This window comes from Bacillus sp. M5A3_1b, from assembly GCF_053345335.1.
The window spans coordinates 19,359-35,785 of sequence record NZ_JBKEZY010000016.1 but is presented as its reverse complement, the minus strand read 5'-3'; the positions used below and the strand labels follow the sequence as shown (position 1 = coordinate 35,785).

Below are 16,427 nucleotides of genomic sequence, written 5' to 3'. Positions count from 1 at the left end.
CCTCCTTCTTTAGTAAGAATTAAACACCTTGGAAGATTTCGATTTCTTTGCTGTCAGCAGTTAGCTTAACGATTGCTTTACGACGACGGCTAGTAAAACCAGCGTGACGACCAACGCGTTTTGCTTTCGGCTTGTAGTTCATGATGTTCACTTTTTCTACTTTAACACCAAAGATCGCTTCAAGAGCATCTTTAACTTCTGTTTTATTAGATTTAACGTCCACATCGAACGTGTATTTTTTTTCAGCCATCATTTCCATAGAACGTTCAGTGATAACTGGGCGCTTAATGATATCACGAGGATCTCTCATTATGCAAGCACCTCCTCTACTTTTTCCACTGCCGCTTTTGTCATGATTAGCTTATCATGATGAAGCACGTCTAAAACGTTTACGCCATCAGCAGTGATTACTGTTACTCCAGGGATATTGCGAGCAGATAACTCTACAGATTCGTTTGCATCAGCAGTTACGATAAGAGCTTTCTTCTCAACAGTTAATCCTTTAAGTACTGCTAGCATGTCTTTTGTTTTTGGTGCATTTAACACTAGGTCTTCAAGAACTACAATGTTGTTCTCAACTACTTTAGTAGCTAATGCAGATTTGATTGCTAAACGACGAACCTTCTTAGGAAGTTTGTACGCATAGCTTCTTGGTGTAGGTCCGAATACCGTACCACCACCACGCCATTGAGGAGAGCGGATAGACCCTTGACGAGCACGTCCAGTTCCTTTTTGACGCCATGGTTTACGACCACCACCACGAACTTCAGAACGAGTTTTTACTTTGTGTGTACCTTGACGTAAAGATGCACGTTGCATCATTACAGCTTCGAAAAGTACAGCTTCATTTGGTTCGATACCGAAAATAGCTTCAGCTAATTCGATTTCACCAACCTGTGAACCAGTTTGGTTATATACAGTAACTTTTGGCATTGGAATTCCTCCTTCCTATTGTGAATTATTTGCTAACCTTCACAGCGCCTTGAACAACTACAAGAGATTTCTTAGCACCTGGAACGTTACCTTTTACTAGTAATAAGTTGCGCTCAGTGTCAACTTGAACGATTTCTAAGTTTTGGATAGTAACTTGGTCTCCACCCATACGTCCAGCAAGTTTTTTGCCTTTGAATACACGGTTCGGAGCAACTGGGCCCATTGAACCTGGACGACGGTGATAGCGAGAACCATGAGACATAGGTCCGCGAGATTGTCCGTGGCGTTTGATAACACCTTGGAAACCTTTACCTTTAGAAATTCCTGTTACGTCAACGATTTCACCTGCAGCGAAAACTTCAACTTTTACCTCTTGACCAACCTCTAATCCGTCCACGTCTGCATCGCGGATTTCGCGAATGAAGCGCTTAGGAGTTGTAGATGCTTTAGCAGTGTGGCCTTGTTCAGGTTTGTTAGTTAACTTTTCACGTTTATCTTCAAATCCTAACTGGATTGCATTGTAGCCATCAGTTTCAGTTGTTTTCTTTTGAAGAACAACGTTTGGATTAGCAGCGATAACTGTTACTGGGATTAACTCACCGTTCTCAGCAAATACTTGAGTCATACCGATCTTTCTTCCTAAGATTCCTTTGGTCATGAGTTACACCTCCTACATTTTTAAGTTATATGAATTATAGTTTGATTTCGATATCTACACCAGACGGTAAGTCTAAACGCATTAATGAATCTACTGTTTGTGGAGTAGGACTCACGATATCGATTAAACGTTTGTGTGTGCGCATTTCGAATTGCTCACGAGAATCTTTGTACTTATGAACAGCACGAAGAATTGTGTAAATAGTCTTCTCAGTTGGTAATGGGATCGGACCAGAAACTGTTGCCCCAGAACGCTTAGCTGTTTCTACAATTTTCTCAGCTGATTGATCAAGAATACGGTGATCATAAGCTTTTAAACGGATACGAATTTTTTCTTTTGCCATTATTTTCCCTCCTTCGTTCGCCTATTTCTAAAATAGACCTTCTCCATGGAAATTTCCCCACACCATGCCATGGCAAAGCGGCCGGGTGTGTCAGCAACCTTCCACTTCATCGCAGTCAAAGACCAACATTGTCTATTATACAATGTTATTCGTCTAGATGCAAGCATCTTTTTGTTTGCATCTGCTTTTCTCTACTTTTGCTATTATACATGGCACTTTAAAGAATTTCAAGTTTTCATCTCATAGAATCCATTTTACAGTTTCTGGATTTTGGTTTTATTGATTTTGTATTACTATAGAAGAAACTCGTCAAAATATAAAAAAATCATTTCATTCATTATATAAATACAAACAAAAAAACCAAGGGAAAATCCCTTGGTTTTTTTATATCAGTTAAGATTACTCAACGATAGTAGCAACTACACCGTAACCTACTGTACGTCCACCTTCACGAATAGAGAATTTAGTTCCCTCTTCGATAGCGATTGGAGCGATAAGTTCGATAGTCATTTCGATGTTGTCACCAGGCATTACCATTTCAGTACCTTCTGGTAATTGGATGATACCAGTTACGTCAGTTGTACGGAAGTAGAACTGAGGACGGTAGTTAGCGAAGAATGGAGTGTGACGTCCACCTTCTTCTTTAGATAATACGAAAACTTCAGCTTTGAATTTAGCGTGAGCTTTTACAGAGCCAGTTTTAGCAAGAACTTGTCCACGTTGGATGTCTTCACGAGCAACCCCACGAAGTAAAGCACCGATGTTGTCTCCAGCTTGAGCTTGGTCAAGAAGTTTACGGAACATCTCTACACCAGTTACAGTTGTAGAAGCATTTTCTTCAGCAAGACCGATGATTTCTACTACGTCACCAACTTTAACGATTCCGCGCTCTACACGACCAGTTGCAACTGTACCACGACCTGTGATAGAGAATACATCCTCGATAGGCATTAAGAATGGTTTGTCAGTTTCACGTTCTGGAGTTGGGATGTAAGCATCAACTTCAGTCATTAATTCAATGATTTTTGCTTCCCAATCAGCTTCTCCTTGAAGAGCTTTAAGAGCAGAACCTTTGATTACAGGAATATCGTCGCCTGGGAATCCGTATTCAGATAATAGGTCGCGAACTTCCATTTCTACTAATTCTAATAATTCTTCGTCGTCTACCATGTCGCATTTGTTTAAGAATACAACGATGTAAGGAACACCTACTTGACGAGAAAGAAGGATGTGCTCACGTGTTTGAGGCATTGGGCCATCAGCAGCAGATACTACTAAGATACCGCCGTCCATTTGAGCAGCACCAGTGATCATGTTTTTAACATAGTCAGCGTGACCTGGGCAGTCAACGTGTGCATAGTGACGAGTTTCAGTTTCGTACTCAACGTGTGCAGTTGAGATTGTGATTCCGCGCTCTCTTTCTTCTGGAGCAGCGTCGATTTGATCGTATCCGCGTGCTTCAGCACCACCAGCTTTTGCAAGAACTGTAGTGATCGCAGCAGTTAATGTAGTTTTACCATGGTCAACGTGGCCGATTGTACCGATGTTAACATGGGGTTTAGAACGTTCGAATTTAGCTTTAGCCATTCTAAATTCCTCCTTAGTTTATATAGGTTATTTTATATTTAGACTAGAAAGTGAAACTTACGTCCCACTTTCTAAGCTTACATAAGTAGTTATACTTGAACAATCGATAAAAATCAATTATTCACCTTTATTTTTTTTAATAATTTCTTCAGAAACAGACTTCGGTACTTCTTCATAATGATCAAATGTCATTGAGAATGTTCCGCGTCCTTGAGTGTTAGAACGTAATGCCGTTGCATAACCGAACATTTCAGAAAGTGGAACCATAGCGCGAACAACTTGTGCGTTACCGCGAGCTTCCATACCTTCTACACGTCCACGACGAGATGTTACGTCGCCCATAATGTCACCCATGTACTCTTCAGGAATTACAACTTCAACTTTCATCATTGGCTCAAGAATTACTGGGCTACATTTAGAAACCGCAGCTTTAAGTGCCATAGATGCAGCGATTTTGAACGCCATCTCAGATGAATCGACATCATGGTAAGATCCGTCAACTAACGCAGCTTTGATGTCAACTAGTGGATAACCAGCTAGTACACCATTTTTAAGTGAGTCTTCAAGACCCGCTCCAACAGCTGGGATGTATTCACGTGGAACTACACCGCCGACGATTTTGTTTTGGAATTCAAAACCTTTACCTTCTTCATTAGGTTCAAACTCAATCCAAACGTGACCGAATTGTCCACGACCACCAGATTGACGAGCGAACTTACCTTCAACTTTCGCAGCAGCGCGGAAAGTCTCACGGTATGCTACCTGAGGAGCACCAACGTTTGCTTCCACTTTGAATTCACGGCGCATACGGTCAACGATGATATCAAGGTGAAGTTCACCCATACCAGCGATGATTGTTTGGCCAGTTTCTTGGTCAGTGTGAGCACGGAATGTTGGATCTTCTTCAGAAAGCTTAGATAATGCTGTACCCATTTTATCTTGGTCAGCTTTAGATTTTGGTTCGATAGCTACAGAGATAACTGGCTCTGGGAATTCCATAGACTCAAGGATAACAAGACTCTTCTCATCACAAAGAGTATCACCTGTAGTAGTATCTTTTAAACCTACAGCAGCAGCGATATCACCAGCGTAAACTGTTGAAATCTCTTCACGGCTGTTAGCGTGCATTTGTAGGATACGACCTACACGCTCACGCTTACCTTTAGTTGAGTTTTTCACGTATGATCCAGAGTTTAACACACCAGAATACACACGGAAGAACGTTAACTTACCAACATAAGGGTCAGTCATGATTTTGAATGCTAAAGCTGCGAATGGTTCTTCATCGCTAGACTTACGTTCGATTTCTTCATCTGTATCCGGAAGAGTACCTTTAATAGCTGGTACGTCTAATGGAGATGGTAGGTAGTCGATAACTGCGTCTAACAGAATTTGAACACCTTTATTTTTGAATGCAGAACCACAGATTACTGGGAAGAATTCTACAGAAGTTGTAGCCTTACGGATACCAGCTTTAAGCTCTTCTACAGTGATTTCTTCACCTTCTAGGTACTTCATCATCATTTCTTCATCAAGCTCAGCTACCGCTTCAATAAGTTTTCCACGGTATTCTGCAGCTAATTCTTTATGCTCTTCAGGAATTTCAACACGCTCGATGTCTGTTCCTAAATCGTTACCGTACATGTAAGCACATTCTTCAACAAGGTCAATGATACCATTGAACTCATCTTCAGCACCGATTGGTAACTGAATTGGGTGTGCGTTTGCTTGTAAACGATCGTGGATTGTTCCTACAGAGTATAAGAAATCCGCACCAATCTTATCCATTTTGTTAACGAATACGATACGAGGTACACCGTAAGTAGTAGCCTGACGCCAAACAGTTTCTGTTTGTGGTTCTACACCAGATTGTGCATCAAGTACTGCTACCGCACCATCAAGTACGCGTAAAGAACGTTCTACTTCTACTGTGAAGTCTACGTGTCCTGGAGTGTCAATGATGTTTACACGGTGACCTTTCCATTGAGCTGTAGTTGCAGCAGAAGTAATTGTGATACCACGCTCTTGCTCTTGCTCCATCCAGTCCATCTGAGATGCACCTTCATGAGTTTCACCGATTTTATGAATACGTCCTGTATAATACAGAATACGCTCAGTTGCTGTTGTTTTACCAGCATCGATGTGAGCCATGATACCAATATTACGAGTGTTTTCTAAAGAGAACTCTCTTGTCATTTGGTGTCTTGCTCCTTCCATATATGGATTGGATTTTTTTATTTTAAGTAGCAAAAAAGCCACTTTATATTGTTACACATGTCAGTATGTCCAGTACCCTCATTATGTAAAACGAGCGCCCAACGAAAGGGAGAGGCATTCTCCCTCTCCACACTTCCATAAGCGACAAATAAAGCGGTTTATGCTTACATTTATTTTACGTTGAATCCTACCAACGGTAATGAGCAAATGCTTTGTTAGCTTCTGCCATTTTATGAGTGTCTTCACGTTTCTTAACAGATGCACCAGCATTGTTAGCTGCATCTAAGATTTCGTAAGCTAGACGCTCTTCCATAGTTTTTTCACCACGAAGACGAGCATAGTTTACTAACCAGCGAAGACCTAAAGTTGTACGGCGTTCTGGACGAACCTCAACTGGAACTTGGTAGTTAGCACCACCAACACGACGAGCACGTACTTCAAGAACAGGCATGATGTTCTTAAGAGCTTGCTCGAATACTTCCATAGGGTCTTTATCTGAACGTTCACGAACGATATCGAAAGCGTTATAAAGAATTGTTTGAGATTTACCTTTTTTACCGTCAACCATCATTTTGTTGATAAGGCGTGTTACTAGCTTAGACTTGTACATTGGATCTGGTAACACGTCACGTTTCGCAACAGGTCCTTTACGAGGCATATTGAGTTCCTCCTTTCATTATAAGTTTATTATTTTTTAGCAGGTTTTGGTCGCTTAGTACCATATTTAGAACGTCCTTGCATACGTTTGTCAACACCAGCTGTATCAAGCGCACCACGAACGATGTGGTAACGTACCCCTGGTAAATCCTTTACTCGACCACCGCGAATTAATACTACGCTATGCTCTTGTAGGTTATGACCGATACCTGGGATGTAAGCTGTAACCTCGATACCGTTTGTTAAACGTACACGAGCGTATTTACGTAACGCTGAGTTAGGTTTCTTTGGAGTCATTGTACCAACACGAGTACATACACCACGTTTTTGAGGTGCAGAGATATCAGTTGATTTTTTCTTTAAAGAGTTGAACCCTTTGTTTAACGCAGGTGATTTAGATTTCCATACTTTATCAGTACGACCATTTCTCACTAATTGGTTAATAGTAGGCATTTGATTATCCTCCCTTCGCATGTTTGTATGACCACATATCCAGGTGGTTCATTATTAGTTGAAAACAAAGTTTTTGCAAGGAAGAGCAAATGCTCTCTCCTCACAAAAACAGTTTTAACTTATTATTCCTATTGCTGAAGCTCCCACTTGAATCCCCGAAACTTTTCCAAGCTTACGAACTGATTCAACTTTGGTTATGGGTATGTTATGTTGCAAGGCGGTACGAATGATCATATGGGTTAACCGCATATCAGCATCTTCCGCAATAACAACTTCTTTAACTATACCATTTTTGATTGCCTCCAATGTGCGTTTATGACCAACGACTACATTTTCGGCATTTGACACTTTTTGATAAGACATATAAATATCCTCCAAAGCATCGTTCAGGAGCAACCTTGATTATAGTAACATTTTGACTCATACAATGTCAACTAGGATTAACTGTTTTTATACAAAATTTACGACGGAAAATTTTACTGTTCCACATAAACTTCATCGTTTTCTACATTCATGTCACCTTGTGTTGTTTTTACAAGATCCACTTTGCGATAACGATTCATACCTGTTCCAGCAGGAACAAGTTTACCGATAATAACATTTTCTTTCAATCCTAGAAGCTCATCGCGTTTACCCTTAATCGCTGCATCAGTTAAGACACGTGTCGTTTCTTGGAACGATGCTGCAGATAAGAATGAATCAGTTTCAAGTGAAGCTTTTGTAATACCAAGTAGAACAGGTCTAGCCGTTGCTGGTTGTTTACCTTTCAGTAACACCTTCGCATTCGCATCAGTAAACTGATGGATATCTAGTAGTGTTCCTGGTAATACATCTGTTTCACCCGCATCACTTACACGAACTTTACGTAACATTTGACGTACCATTACTTCTACGTGTTTGTCACCAATTTCTACCCCTTGCATACGGTATACTTTTTGAACTTCACGTAGTAAGTATTCTTGAACCGCCGTAATGTCCGTTACTTTTAGTAATTCTTTCGGATCAATAGAACCTTCTGTTAACTCTTTACCGTGGCTAATTGGCTGTCCTAGAGTTACTTTCAGACGTGCACCGTAAGGAATAGCATACGTACGAGCTTCAACTTCACCCTGTACAACTACTTCTTGGCGATCTTTAACATCGTTAATCGCTGCGATAACACCATCGATTTCACTGATAACTGCCTGACCTTTCGGGTTACGAGCTTCGAAGATCTCTTGGATACGAGGTAAACCTTGAGTGATATCATCTCCGGCAACCCCACCTGTATGGAACGTACGCATCGTTAACTGTGTACCTGGCTCACCGATAGATTGAGCTGCGATAATACCTACCGCTTCTCCTACTTCTACGTCTGTACCAGTTGCTAAGTTTCGACCATAACACTTCTTACATACACCGTGGCGAGTGTTACACGTGAACGCTGAACGAATGTTTACAGTTTCAACACCCGAGTTTTCAACGATATGCGCGATATCTTCAGTAATTAGTTGGTTTTCACTAACTAATACTTCACCTGTTTCAGGATGTTTTACAGTCTTTCTTGCAAAACGTCCAACAAGACGATCATATAATGACTCAATTACTTCATTACCCTCTTTAATCGCACCAATTAATAGACCACGATCTGTTCCACAATCATCTTCACGGACAATTACATCTTGTGCAACGTCTACAAGACGACGTGTTAAGTAACCAGAATCGGCAGTTTTAAGTGCTGTATCGGCAAGACCTTTACGCGCACCATGCGTAGAGATGAAGTACTCAAGTACTGTTAAACCTTCACGGAAACTTGATTTAATTGGAAGTTCGATAATACGACCAGATGGATTGGCCATCAGACCACGCATACCAGCAAGCTGAGTAAAGTTCGATGCGTTACCACGGGCACCGGAATCACTCATCATGAAGATTGGGTTGCGTTTATTCAAGGATTTCATCAGTTTTCCTTGGATAACATCTTTTGCATTACTCCAAATAGAGATAACGCGATCGTAACGTTCTTCTTCCGTGATTAAACCGCGACGGAATTGTTTAATTACATTATCCACTTTTGCTTGTGCTTCATGGAGAATTTCATCTTTTTCGCCTAATACAAGAATGTCAGATACCCCAACTGTAATACCAGCTTTTGTAGAGTACTTAAATCCTAAGTTTTTCATGCGGTCAAGCATGCGAGATGTTTCCGTAATTTGGAAACGCTTGAATACTTCCGCAATGATGTTACCAAGGATCTTCTTGCTAAATGGCGCCACTTCTTCGCGACTAGCAATAATTTCTTTAATGTTCGCACCTTTTTCAACGAAATATTCCGCTGGTGTTTCTTTTTCAAGGTTTGAGTTTGTTGGTTCATTAATATAAGGGAACGACTCTGGTAAGATTTCGTTAAATATTAATTTACCAACTGTTGTTAATAGAAGCTTACTCTTTTGCTCTTCAGTAAACGTTACATTATTTACCGAACTTGCAGCAACTGCAACACGTGTGTGCAGATGTACATATCCATTTTGGTATGCAAGTATTGCTTCGTTTGCATCTTTGAAGACCATACCTTCACCGATTGCGCCTTCACGCTCAAGTGTTAAGTAGTAGTTACCTAATACCATATCCTGAGATGGAGTAACAACTGGTTTTCCGTCTTTTGGATTCAAGATGTTTTGTGCCGCTAACATAAGAATACGAGCTTCTGCTTGTGCCTCTGATGATAACGGTACGTGAACTGCCATTTGGTCACCGTCAAAGTCCGCGTTGTATGCAGTACATACAAGTGGGTGAAGACGAATTGCGCGACCTTCTACTAATGTAGGTTCAAACGCCTGGATACCAAGACGGTGAAGTGTTGGTGCGCGGTTTAGAAGTACTGGATGCTCTTTGATCACAGATTCTAAAACGTCCCAAACTTCAGGTTGTACACGCTCAATTTTACGTTTAGCACTCTTAATGTTGTGTGCTAAACCTTTTCCAACTAACTCTTTCATAACGAAAGGCTTAAACAATTCAAGCGCCATTTCTTTCGGTAATCCACATTGGTACATCTTTAAGTTCGGTCCTACAACGATTACAGAACGGCCAGAGTAGTCAACACGTTTACCTAATAAGTTTTGACGGAAACGTCCTTGTTTACCTTTAAGCATGTGAGATAGTGATTTTAATGGACGGTTACCTGGTCCAGTAACTGGACGGCCACGGCGACCATTATCGATTAATGCGTCTACAGCTTCTTGTAACATACGTTTTTCGTTTTGGACGATGATGCTTGGTGCACCTAAGTCCAATAGACGTTTTAAACGATTATTACGGTTAATTACACGACGGTATAAGTCGTTTAAGTCAGAAGTAGCAAAACGTCCACCATCCAACTGTACCATTGGGCGTAGTTCTGGCGGGATAACTGGAAGAACATCTAGGATCATCCAAGATGGGTGATTTCCAGAGTTACGGAATGCTTCTAATACTTCTAGACGTTTAATAGCACGAGTACGGCGTTGTCCTTGCGCTGTTTTTAATTCTTCTTTTAAGAAGTCTACTTCTTTATCTAAATCGATGTCTTGTAGTAGCTTTTTAATCGCTTCCGCACCCATAGCAGCTTGGAATGTGCTACCATATCTATCACGATATGCACGGTATTCTTTTTCAGAAAGTAATTGCTTCTTATCAAGTGGTGTATCTCCACTTTCTGTTACAACATAAGAAGCGAAATAAATTACTTCTTCAAGCGCGCGAGGGGACATGTCTAAGACAAGTCCCATGCGGCTCGGGATACCTTTGAAATACCAAATATGAGATACAGGAGCAGCTAATTCGATATGACCCATACGTTCACGACGAACTTTTGCACGCGTTACTTCAACGCCACATCGATCACAAACTACACCTTTATAACGTACACGTTTGTATTTTCCGCAATGACATTCCCAGTCCTTTTGTGGTCCGAAAATACGTTCACAGAACAAGCCATCTTTTTCAGGCTTTAACGTACGATAGTTAATTGTTTCTGGTTTCTTAACTTCACCGTATGACCAAGAACGAATCTTGTCAGGTGAAGCAAGTCCAATCTTCATATATTCAAAGTTATTTACATCTATCAAGGGGCCTACCTCCCTTTTAGTCTACAGGTTATCCCAATTATTCTTTAGTTGTCTCAACTTCGACATTCAATTTATCTGCTGATTGATGATCATCGTCATCTTCTGTATCACGCATTTCAATTTCTTTATCGTCGCTAGACATCATTTTAACGTCCATACCTAAACTTTGCAGCTCTTTAATCAATACTTTGAATGATTCAGGAACGCCCGGTTCTGGAACATTTTCGCCTTTAACAATTGCTTCATACGTCTTAACACGTCCAACAACATCATCAGACTTCACTGTTAAGATTTCTTGAAGAGTATAAGCAGCACCGTAAGCTTCAAGTGCCCAAACCTCCATCTCACCGAAACGCTGTCCACCGAACTGAGCTTTACCTCCAAGAGGCTGCTGCGTTACAAGTGAGTATGGTCCAGTAGAACGAGCATGAAGTTTATCGTCAACCATGTGCGCAAGTTTGATCATATACATGACACCAACAGATACGCGGTTATCGAATGGTTCACCAGTACGTCCGTCATACAGGATTGTTTTCGCGTCATTTGCCATACCAGCTTCTTCAATCGTGCCCCAAACATCTTCCTCACGAGCACCATCGAATACTGGTGTTGCAATGTGAATACCAAGGTATCTTGCTGCCATACCAAGATGAAGCTCTAATACCTGACCGATATTCATACGAGATGGTACCCCTAATGGGTTTAACATGATATCGATTGGCGTACCGTCTGGTAAGTAAGGCATATCTTCTTCTGGTAAAATACGAGAGATAACACCTTTGTTACCGTGACGTCCGGCCATCTTGTCACCTTCAGAGATTTTACGTTTTTGAACGATATATGCACGTACAAGTTGATTCACGCCTGGTGGCAATTCATCGCCATCTTCACGGTTGAATACTTTTACGTCTAAGATAATACCGCCACCACCGTGTGGTACACGTAGTGATGTATCACGTACTTCACGTGCTTTTTCTCCAAAGATAGCATGTAATAGACGTTCTTCAGCTGTTAATTCTGTTACACCTTTAGGTGTTACTTTACCAACAAGTAAATCTCCATCTTTTACTTCCGCACCAACGCGAATGATACCGCGCTCGTCAAGGTTGCGTAATGCATCTTCCCCAACGTTTGGAATGTCACGTGTAATTTCTTCTGGTCCAAGCTTCGTATCACGAGCTTCTGACTCATATTCTTCAATATGAATAGAAGTGTACACATCATCTTTTACAAGGCGCTCACTCATAATGATCGCATCCTCGTAGTTATAACCGTCCCAAGTCATGAAGCCAACAAGCACGTTACGTCCAAGTGCTAGTTCACCTAATTCCATAGAAGGACCATCCGCAAGAATCTCGCCTTTTACAACTTCATTTCCAACACTTACGATTGGACGTTGGTTGTAGCAAGTTCCTTGGTTAGAACGAATGAATTTTTGCATTTTGTAGCGATCTAAGTCACCTTTTACTGTTTGACCATCAACTTCTACATAGCGACGTACCCAAACTTCACGTGCTTCTACGCGTTCAACAACACCAGGATGTTTACAGATTACTGCAGCACCTGAGTCTTTTGCTGATACGTACTCCATACCTGTACCTACAATCGGAGATTCCGGATTCATTAACGGAACCGCCTGACGTTGCATGTTCGCTCCCATAAGTGCGCGGTTAGAGTCATCGTTTTCTAAGAACGGAATACAAGCTGTCGCTGCCGAAACTACTTGTTTTGGAGATACATCCATGTAGTCGATGCGTTCTTTATTTGTGACAATGTTTTCACCACGGAAACGAGCTACGATATCTTCGCTAAGGAATTCTCCTTCTTCAGATAATTTCATATTCGCTTGGGCTACAACATAATTATCTTCTTCATCTGCTGTTAAGTAATCAACCTGCCCTGTTACAAGACCAGATTCTGGATCAACACGACGGTATGGTGTTTCAATGAAACCAAACTCATTTACTTTCGCGAACGATGATAATGAGTTAATCAAACCGATGTTTGGTCCCTCTGGTGTTTCAATCGGACACATACGACCATAGTGAGAGTAGTGAACGTCACGTACTTCAAAGCCTGCGCGCTCACGCGTTAAACCACCGGGTCCTAATGCAGATAGTCTTCGTTTGTGAGTTAACTCTGCTAATGGATTTGTTTGATCCATGAACTGAGATAACTGAGAACTTCCGAAGAACTCTTTAATAGATGCAATAACCGGGCGAATGTTAATTAACGCTTGCGGTGTAATTGCATTTGTATCTTGAATCGACATTCTCTCACGAACAACACGTTCCATACGAGAAAGCCCGATACGGAATTGATTTTGTAATAGTTCTCCAACAGAACGCAGACGACGGTTTCCTAAATGGTCGATATCATCTGTATCCCCCACTTTGTATAGTAGGTTGAAGAAGTAACTGATAGAAGCAAGGATATCACCTGGTGTGATGTGTTTTACATCACGAGTAATATTTGCATTACCAATTACATTAATTACGCGTTCGCCTTCTGACTCAGGAGCATAAATCTTAATAGATTGCAGCTCAACATCGCCTTCTACCACTCCACCCATTGGTTTCGCTGTTTTGAATCCAATGTTTTTCTCTAAGTAAGGTAAAATGCGATCAAGTGTACGACGATCTAAGATTGTTCCTTCCGCCGCTAAAATTTCACCAGTTTCTGGATCCACTAATGTTTCAGCTAAACGTTGATTAAACAATCTGTTTTTAATGTGTAATTTCTTGTTGATCTTATAGCGACCTACATTTGCTAAATCGTAGCGCTTTGGATCGAAGAAACGAGACACAAGTAAGCTCTTAGCATTTTCTACTGTTGGTGGTTCACCAGGACGTAGACGCTCATAAATTTCAAGCAATGCTTTTTCTGTGCTATCTGTGTTGTCTTTTTCTAATGTGTTGCTTAAGTATTCGTTATCACCTAAAAGCTCGGTGATTTCTTGATCAGAGCCAAACCCTAATGCGCGTAACAAAACAGTTACAGGAAGTTTACGCGTACGGTCAATACGCACATATACAACATCCTTAGCATCTGTCTCATACTCTAACCAAGCTCCGCGGTTTGGAATTACAGTAGCAGTAAAACCACGTTTTCCGTTTTTATCCACTTTGCCACTATAGTATACGCTTGGAGAGCGAACTAACTGGGAAACGATAACACGTTCTGCACCGTTAATTACGAATGTTCCAGTCTCTGTCATGAGTGGGAAATCTCCCATGAACACATCTTGTTCTTTTACTTCACCAGTTTCCTTGTTGATTAGACGCACTTTTACACGAAGTGGTGCTGCATACGTCACATCACGCTCTTTGCATTCGTCTACAGAGTATTTAGGTTCACCTAAGCTGTAGTCGATAAATTCAAGCGATAGATTTCCCGTAAAGTCTTCGATCGGAGAAATGTCCTGGAACATTTCTCGCAAACCCTCATCAAGAAACCACTGATAAGAAGAGGTTTGAATTTCGATAAGATTTGGTAACTCTAATACTTCACTAATACGGGCATAACTTCTTCGTTGGCGGTGGCGTCCGTATTGAACTAGTTGACCTGTCAACTGCTTCACCCCTCAAATCATGAGTATTATAAATGCACAAAAAAATTTGTGCAAAATCACAAATAAATACAACTACTGCTATTAGCGTAGTTTTTTTCTCTTAAAGATAAATACGTTGAGTCTTTCTACCTGCTCAAAAAAGAAAAATGGCTTCTATAAGAAAACCATCATTCTGTTTCATAATCTGCTGATTTTACTATCTTTTCCAAGAGAAACAAAAATATACATCTTTCTCAACGCAGAAAATCATATATTGGCATTGTATAATGTTAACATAGCCAAAAATAACCGTCAACGTTTTTTTGATTTTATGATATAATATCCTTTTTTCTTTTCTACAACTTCGACTTCAGAAAATACTTCCTCTAGTTTCTTCAGTGCAGATGGTGCACCTTGCTTCTTTTGAATAACAATCCACAACTCTCCACCTGGAACTAAATACTCTACAGCCTTTTCTAAAATCTCATGCACGATATCTTTACCTGCACGAATTGGAGGATTAGATAGAATAGCAGCATACATACCATCTACATTTTCATAGACGCTACTTTGAAAAATGCGTACATTTCCAATTCTATTGTTAGCGGCATTTTCTTTCGCAAGCTCAAGCGCCCTTTCATTCACATCCACCATGTGAACTTTACGGTCTTGAAACTCTTTCGCCAACGATAAACCAATTGGTCCATATCCACAACCTACGTCTAATATATCACCTTTAATATCTGGCACTTGAAACGCTTCAATTAAAAGACGAGAACCAAAGTCCACTTCGTTTTTCGAGAACACCCCACGGTCAGATAAGAAAGTAAATTGAGATCCACGAAGTGTAAATTCCCATCGTTTACGATCACTTTTACTAGAAGGGTCGTTAGAAAAATAATGGTCTGCCATATGGCCACCTCTTTTCTTTACAGTTAAAAAAAAAAGCTCGCATGAGAGCGAGCTTTTTTTAAAGCATCAAAAGTTAATTACTTAACTTCTACAGCAGCGCCAACTTCTTCAAGTTTAGCTTTCATTTCTTCAGCTTCCTCTTTAGAAACGCCTTCTTTGATTGCTTTTGGAGTGTTGTCAACTAATTCTTTAGCTTCTTTTAAGCCAAGACCAGTGATTTCACGTACAGCTTTGATAACTTTGATTTTTTGAGCGCCAGCACTTGCAAGTACTACGTCAAATTCAGTTTTCTCAGCAGCAGCTTCACCAGCGCCACCAGCTACAGCTACAGGAGCAGCAGCAGTTACGCCGAATTCTTCCTCGATAGCTTTTACTAAGTCGTTAAGTTCTAATACAGTCATAGATTTAACTGCTTCAATGATTTGTTCTTTAGTCATTGTAAATATCCTCCCTTAAATAGGTTTGTATTGTTTTATAGATAACAAGTAATTATCTTTTAAAAAATTAAGCGCCTTGCTCTTCCTTTTGTTCTGCAACTGCTTTAGTAGCAAGTGCAAGGTTACGGATTGGAGCTTGAAGAACGCTAAGAAGCATAGAAAGTAAGCCTTCACGTGATGGAAGAGTAGCGATAGCTTTAACCTCATCAAGTGTTACAAGTTTACCTTCGATTACACCAGCTTTAATTTCTAAAGCTTCATGTTTTGTAGCGAAGTCGTTTAATACTTTCGCAGGAGCAACTACATCCTCGTTACTGAACGCGATTGCGTTTGGTCCTGTTAAGAATTCGTTTAACTCAGCCATTTCAGCAGACTCTGCAGCACGACGAGTTAAAGAGTTTTTGTAAACTTTGAACTCAACGCCAGCTTCACGTAAGTTCTTACGTAATTCTGTTACTTCAGAAACTGTTAAACCACGGTAGTCAACAACGATTGTAGATTTACTTTCGCGAAGTTTGTCCGCGATTTCAGTTACAACTTGTTGTTTAGTTTCGATTACTTTGCTCATGTTATTACACCTCCTGTAGATTAT

At 40.6% G+C, this 16,427-nt stretch carries 14 protein-coding genes; all 14 read right to left on the bottom strand.

Translation table 11 applies throughout. From position 1 onward, the window contains the following. Nucleotides 1-19 precede the first annotated feature (19 nt). The 14 genes from rplW to rplJ all read right to left on the bottom strand — a co-directional run bounded on the left by rplW (nt 20) and on the right by rplJ (nt 16,403). A complete protein-coding gene (gene rplW / locus ACLBWW_RS26920) occupies nt 20-310 on the bottom strand; it encodes a 50S ribosomal protein L23 (protein WP_001205558.1) in 291 nt (96 codons plus the stop codon). After that, entirely contained in the window at nt 310-933 is a 624-nt protein-coding gene (rplD, locus tag ACLBWW_RS26915) for a 50S ribosomal protein L4 (protein WP_001127258.1), read from the bottom strand. The genes rplW and rplD overlap by 1 nt, the downstream gene beginning before the upstream one ends. A 25-nt stretch (nt 934-958) precedes the next feature. Then, nucleotides 959-1,591, bottom strand: coding sequence for a 50S ribosomal protein L3 (rplC, locus tag ACLBWW_RS26910; RefSeq protein WP_000160209.1), 633 nt, complete (start codon nt 1,589-1,591; stop codon nt 959-961). A 34-nt stretch (nt 1,592-1,625) separates the two neighbouring features. Beyond that, nucleotides 1,626-1,934 carry a 30S ribosomal protein S10 gene (gene rpsJ, locus ACLBWW_RS26905; RefSeq protein WP_001040595.1) on the bottom strand — a complete coding sequence of 103 codons (309 nt, stop codon included), beginning with the start codon at nt 1,932-1,934 and terminating at the stop codon, nt 1,626-1,628. Between the two features lie 399 nt (nt 1,935-2,333). Continuing rightward, the gene (tuf, locus tag ACLBWW_RS26900) at nt 2,334-3,521 is read right to left on the bottom strand and encodes an elongation factor Tu (RefSeq protein WP_001029617.1); all 1,188 of its coding nucleotides are present in this window, start codon (nt 3,519-3,521) and stop codon (nt 2,334-2,336) included. Nucleotides 3,522-3,638: 117 nt separating this feature from the next. Continuing rightward, nucleotides 3,639-5,717, bottom strand: a complete 2,079-nt coding sequence (fusA, locus tag ACLBWW_RS26895) for an elongation factor G (protein WP_000196381.1) — start codon at nt 5,715-5,717, stop codon at nt 3,639-3,641. Nucleotides 5,718-5,925: 208 nt separating this feature from the next. Beyond that, nucleotides 5,926-6,396 (bottom strand): 30S ribosomal protein S7, encoded by a 471-nt coding sequence (gene rpsG, locus ACLBWW_RS26890; protein WP_001137489.1) that lies wholly within the window; start codon nt 6,394-6,396, stop codon nt 5,926-5,928. A gap of 29 nt (nt 6,397-6,425) precedes the next feature. Continuing rightward, nucleotides 6,426-6,848, bottom strand: a complete 423-nt coding sequence (gene rpsL / locus ACLBWW_RS26885; protein ID WP_001142341.1) for a 30S ribosomal protein S12 — start codon at nt 6,846-6,848, stop codon at nt 6,426-6,428. 114 nt (nt 6,849-6,962) lie between these two features. After that, nucleotides 6,963-7,211, bottom strand: coding sequence for a 50S ribosomal protein L7ae-like protein (locus ACLBWW_RS26880; protein WP_000121828.1), 249 nt, complete (start codon nt 7,209-7,211; stop codon nt 6,963-6,965). A 113-nt stretch (nt 7,212-7,324) separates the two neighbouring features. Continuing rightward, complete coding sequence (rpoC, locus tag ACLBWW_RS26875; RefSeq protein ID WP_000567950.1) at nt 7,325-10,936, bottom strand: DNA-directed RNA polymerase subunit beta'; 3,612 nt, start codon at nt 10,934-10,936, stop codon at nt 7,325-7,327. Nucleotides 10,937-10,973: 37 nt separating this feature from the next. After that, nucleotides 10,974-14,507 carry a DNA-directed RNA polymerase subunit beta gene (gene rpoB / locus ACLBWW_RS26870; RefSeq protein WP_000147550.1) on the bottom strand — a complete coding sequence of 1,178 codons (3,534 nt, stop codon included), beginning with the start codon at nt 14,505-14,507 and terminating at the stop codon, nt 10,974-10,976. A 291-nt stretch (nt 14,508-14,798) separates the two neighbouring features. After that, nucleotides 14,799-15,398, bottom strand: coding sequence for a class I SAM-dependent methyltransferase (locus tag ACLBWW_RS26865; RefSeq protein ID WP_048543031.1), 600 nt, complete (start codon nt 15,396-15,398; stop codon nt 14,799-14,801). Between the two features lie 77 nt (nt 15,399-15,475). After that, nucleotides 15,476-15,835: a 50S ribosomal protein L7/L12 gene (gene rplL / locus ACLBWW_RS26860; RefSeq protein WP_000159737.1), complete on the bottom strand. Its 360-nt coding sequence runs from the start codon at nt 15,833-15,835 to the stop codon at nt 15,476-15,478. Between the two features lie 67 nt (nt 15,836-15,902). After that, entirely contained in the window at nt 15,903-16,403 is a 501-nt protein-coding gene (gene rplJ, locus ACLBWW_RS26855) for a 50S ribosomal protein L10 (protein WP_000048721.1), read from the bottom strand. Nucleotides 16,404-16,427: the final 24 nt, after the last annotated feature.

Coding starts and splice junctions, on each gene's coding strand:
- rplL (WP_000159737.1), bottom strand. CDS start 15,835: ATGACTAAAGAACAAATCATTGAAGCAGTTAAATCTATGACTGTATTA.
- rplW (WP_001205558.1), bottom strand. CDS start 310: ATGAGAGATCCTCGTGATATCATTAAGCGCCCAGTTATCACTGAACGT.
- rpsL (WP_001142341.1), bottom strand. CDS start 6,848: ATGCCTACTATTAACCAATTAGTGAGAAATGGTCGTACTGATAAAGTA.
- rplC (WP_000160209.1), bottom strand. CDS start 1,591: ATGACCAAAGGAATCTTAGGAAGAAAGATCGGTATGACTCAAGTATTT.
- fusA (WP_000196381.1), bottom strand. CDS start 5,717: ATGACAAGAGAGTTCTCTTTAGAAAACACTCGTAATATTGGTATCATG.
- rplJ (WP_000048721.1), bottom strand. CDS start 16,403: ATGAGCAAAGTAATCGAAACTAAACAACAAGTTGTAACTGAAATCGCG.
- tuf (WP_001029617.1), bottom strand. CDS start 3,521: ATGGCTAAAGCTAAATTCGAACGTTCTAAACCCCATGTTAACATCGGT.
- rplD (WP_001127258.1), bottom strand. CDS start 933: ATGCCAAAAGTTACTGTATATAACCAAACTGGTTCACAGGTTGGTGAA.
- ACLBWW_RS26880 (WP_000121828.1), bottom strand. CDS start 7,211: ATGTCTTATCAAAAAGTGTCAAATGCCGAAAATGTAGTCGTTGGTCAT.
- ACLBWW_RS26865 (WP_048543031.1), bottom strand. CDS start 15,398: ATGGCAGACCATTATTTTTCTAACGACCCTTCTAGTAAAAGTGATCGT.
- rpsG (WP_001137489.1), bottom strand. CDS start 6,396: ATGCCTCGTAAAGGACCTGTTGCGAAACGTGACGTGTTACCAGATCCA.
- rpsJ (WP_001040595.1), bottom strand. CDS start 1,934: ATGGCAAAAGAAAAAATTCGTATCCGTTTAAAAGCTTATGATCACCGT.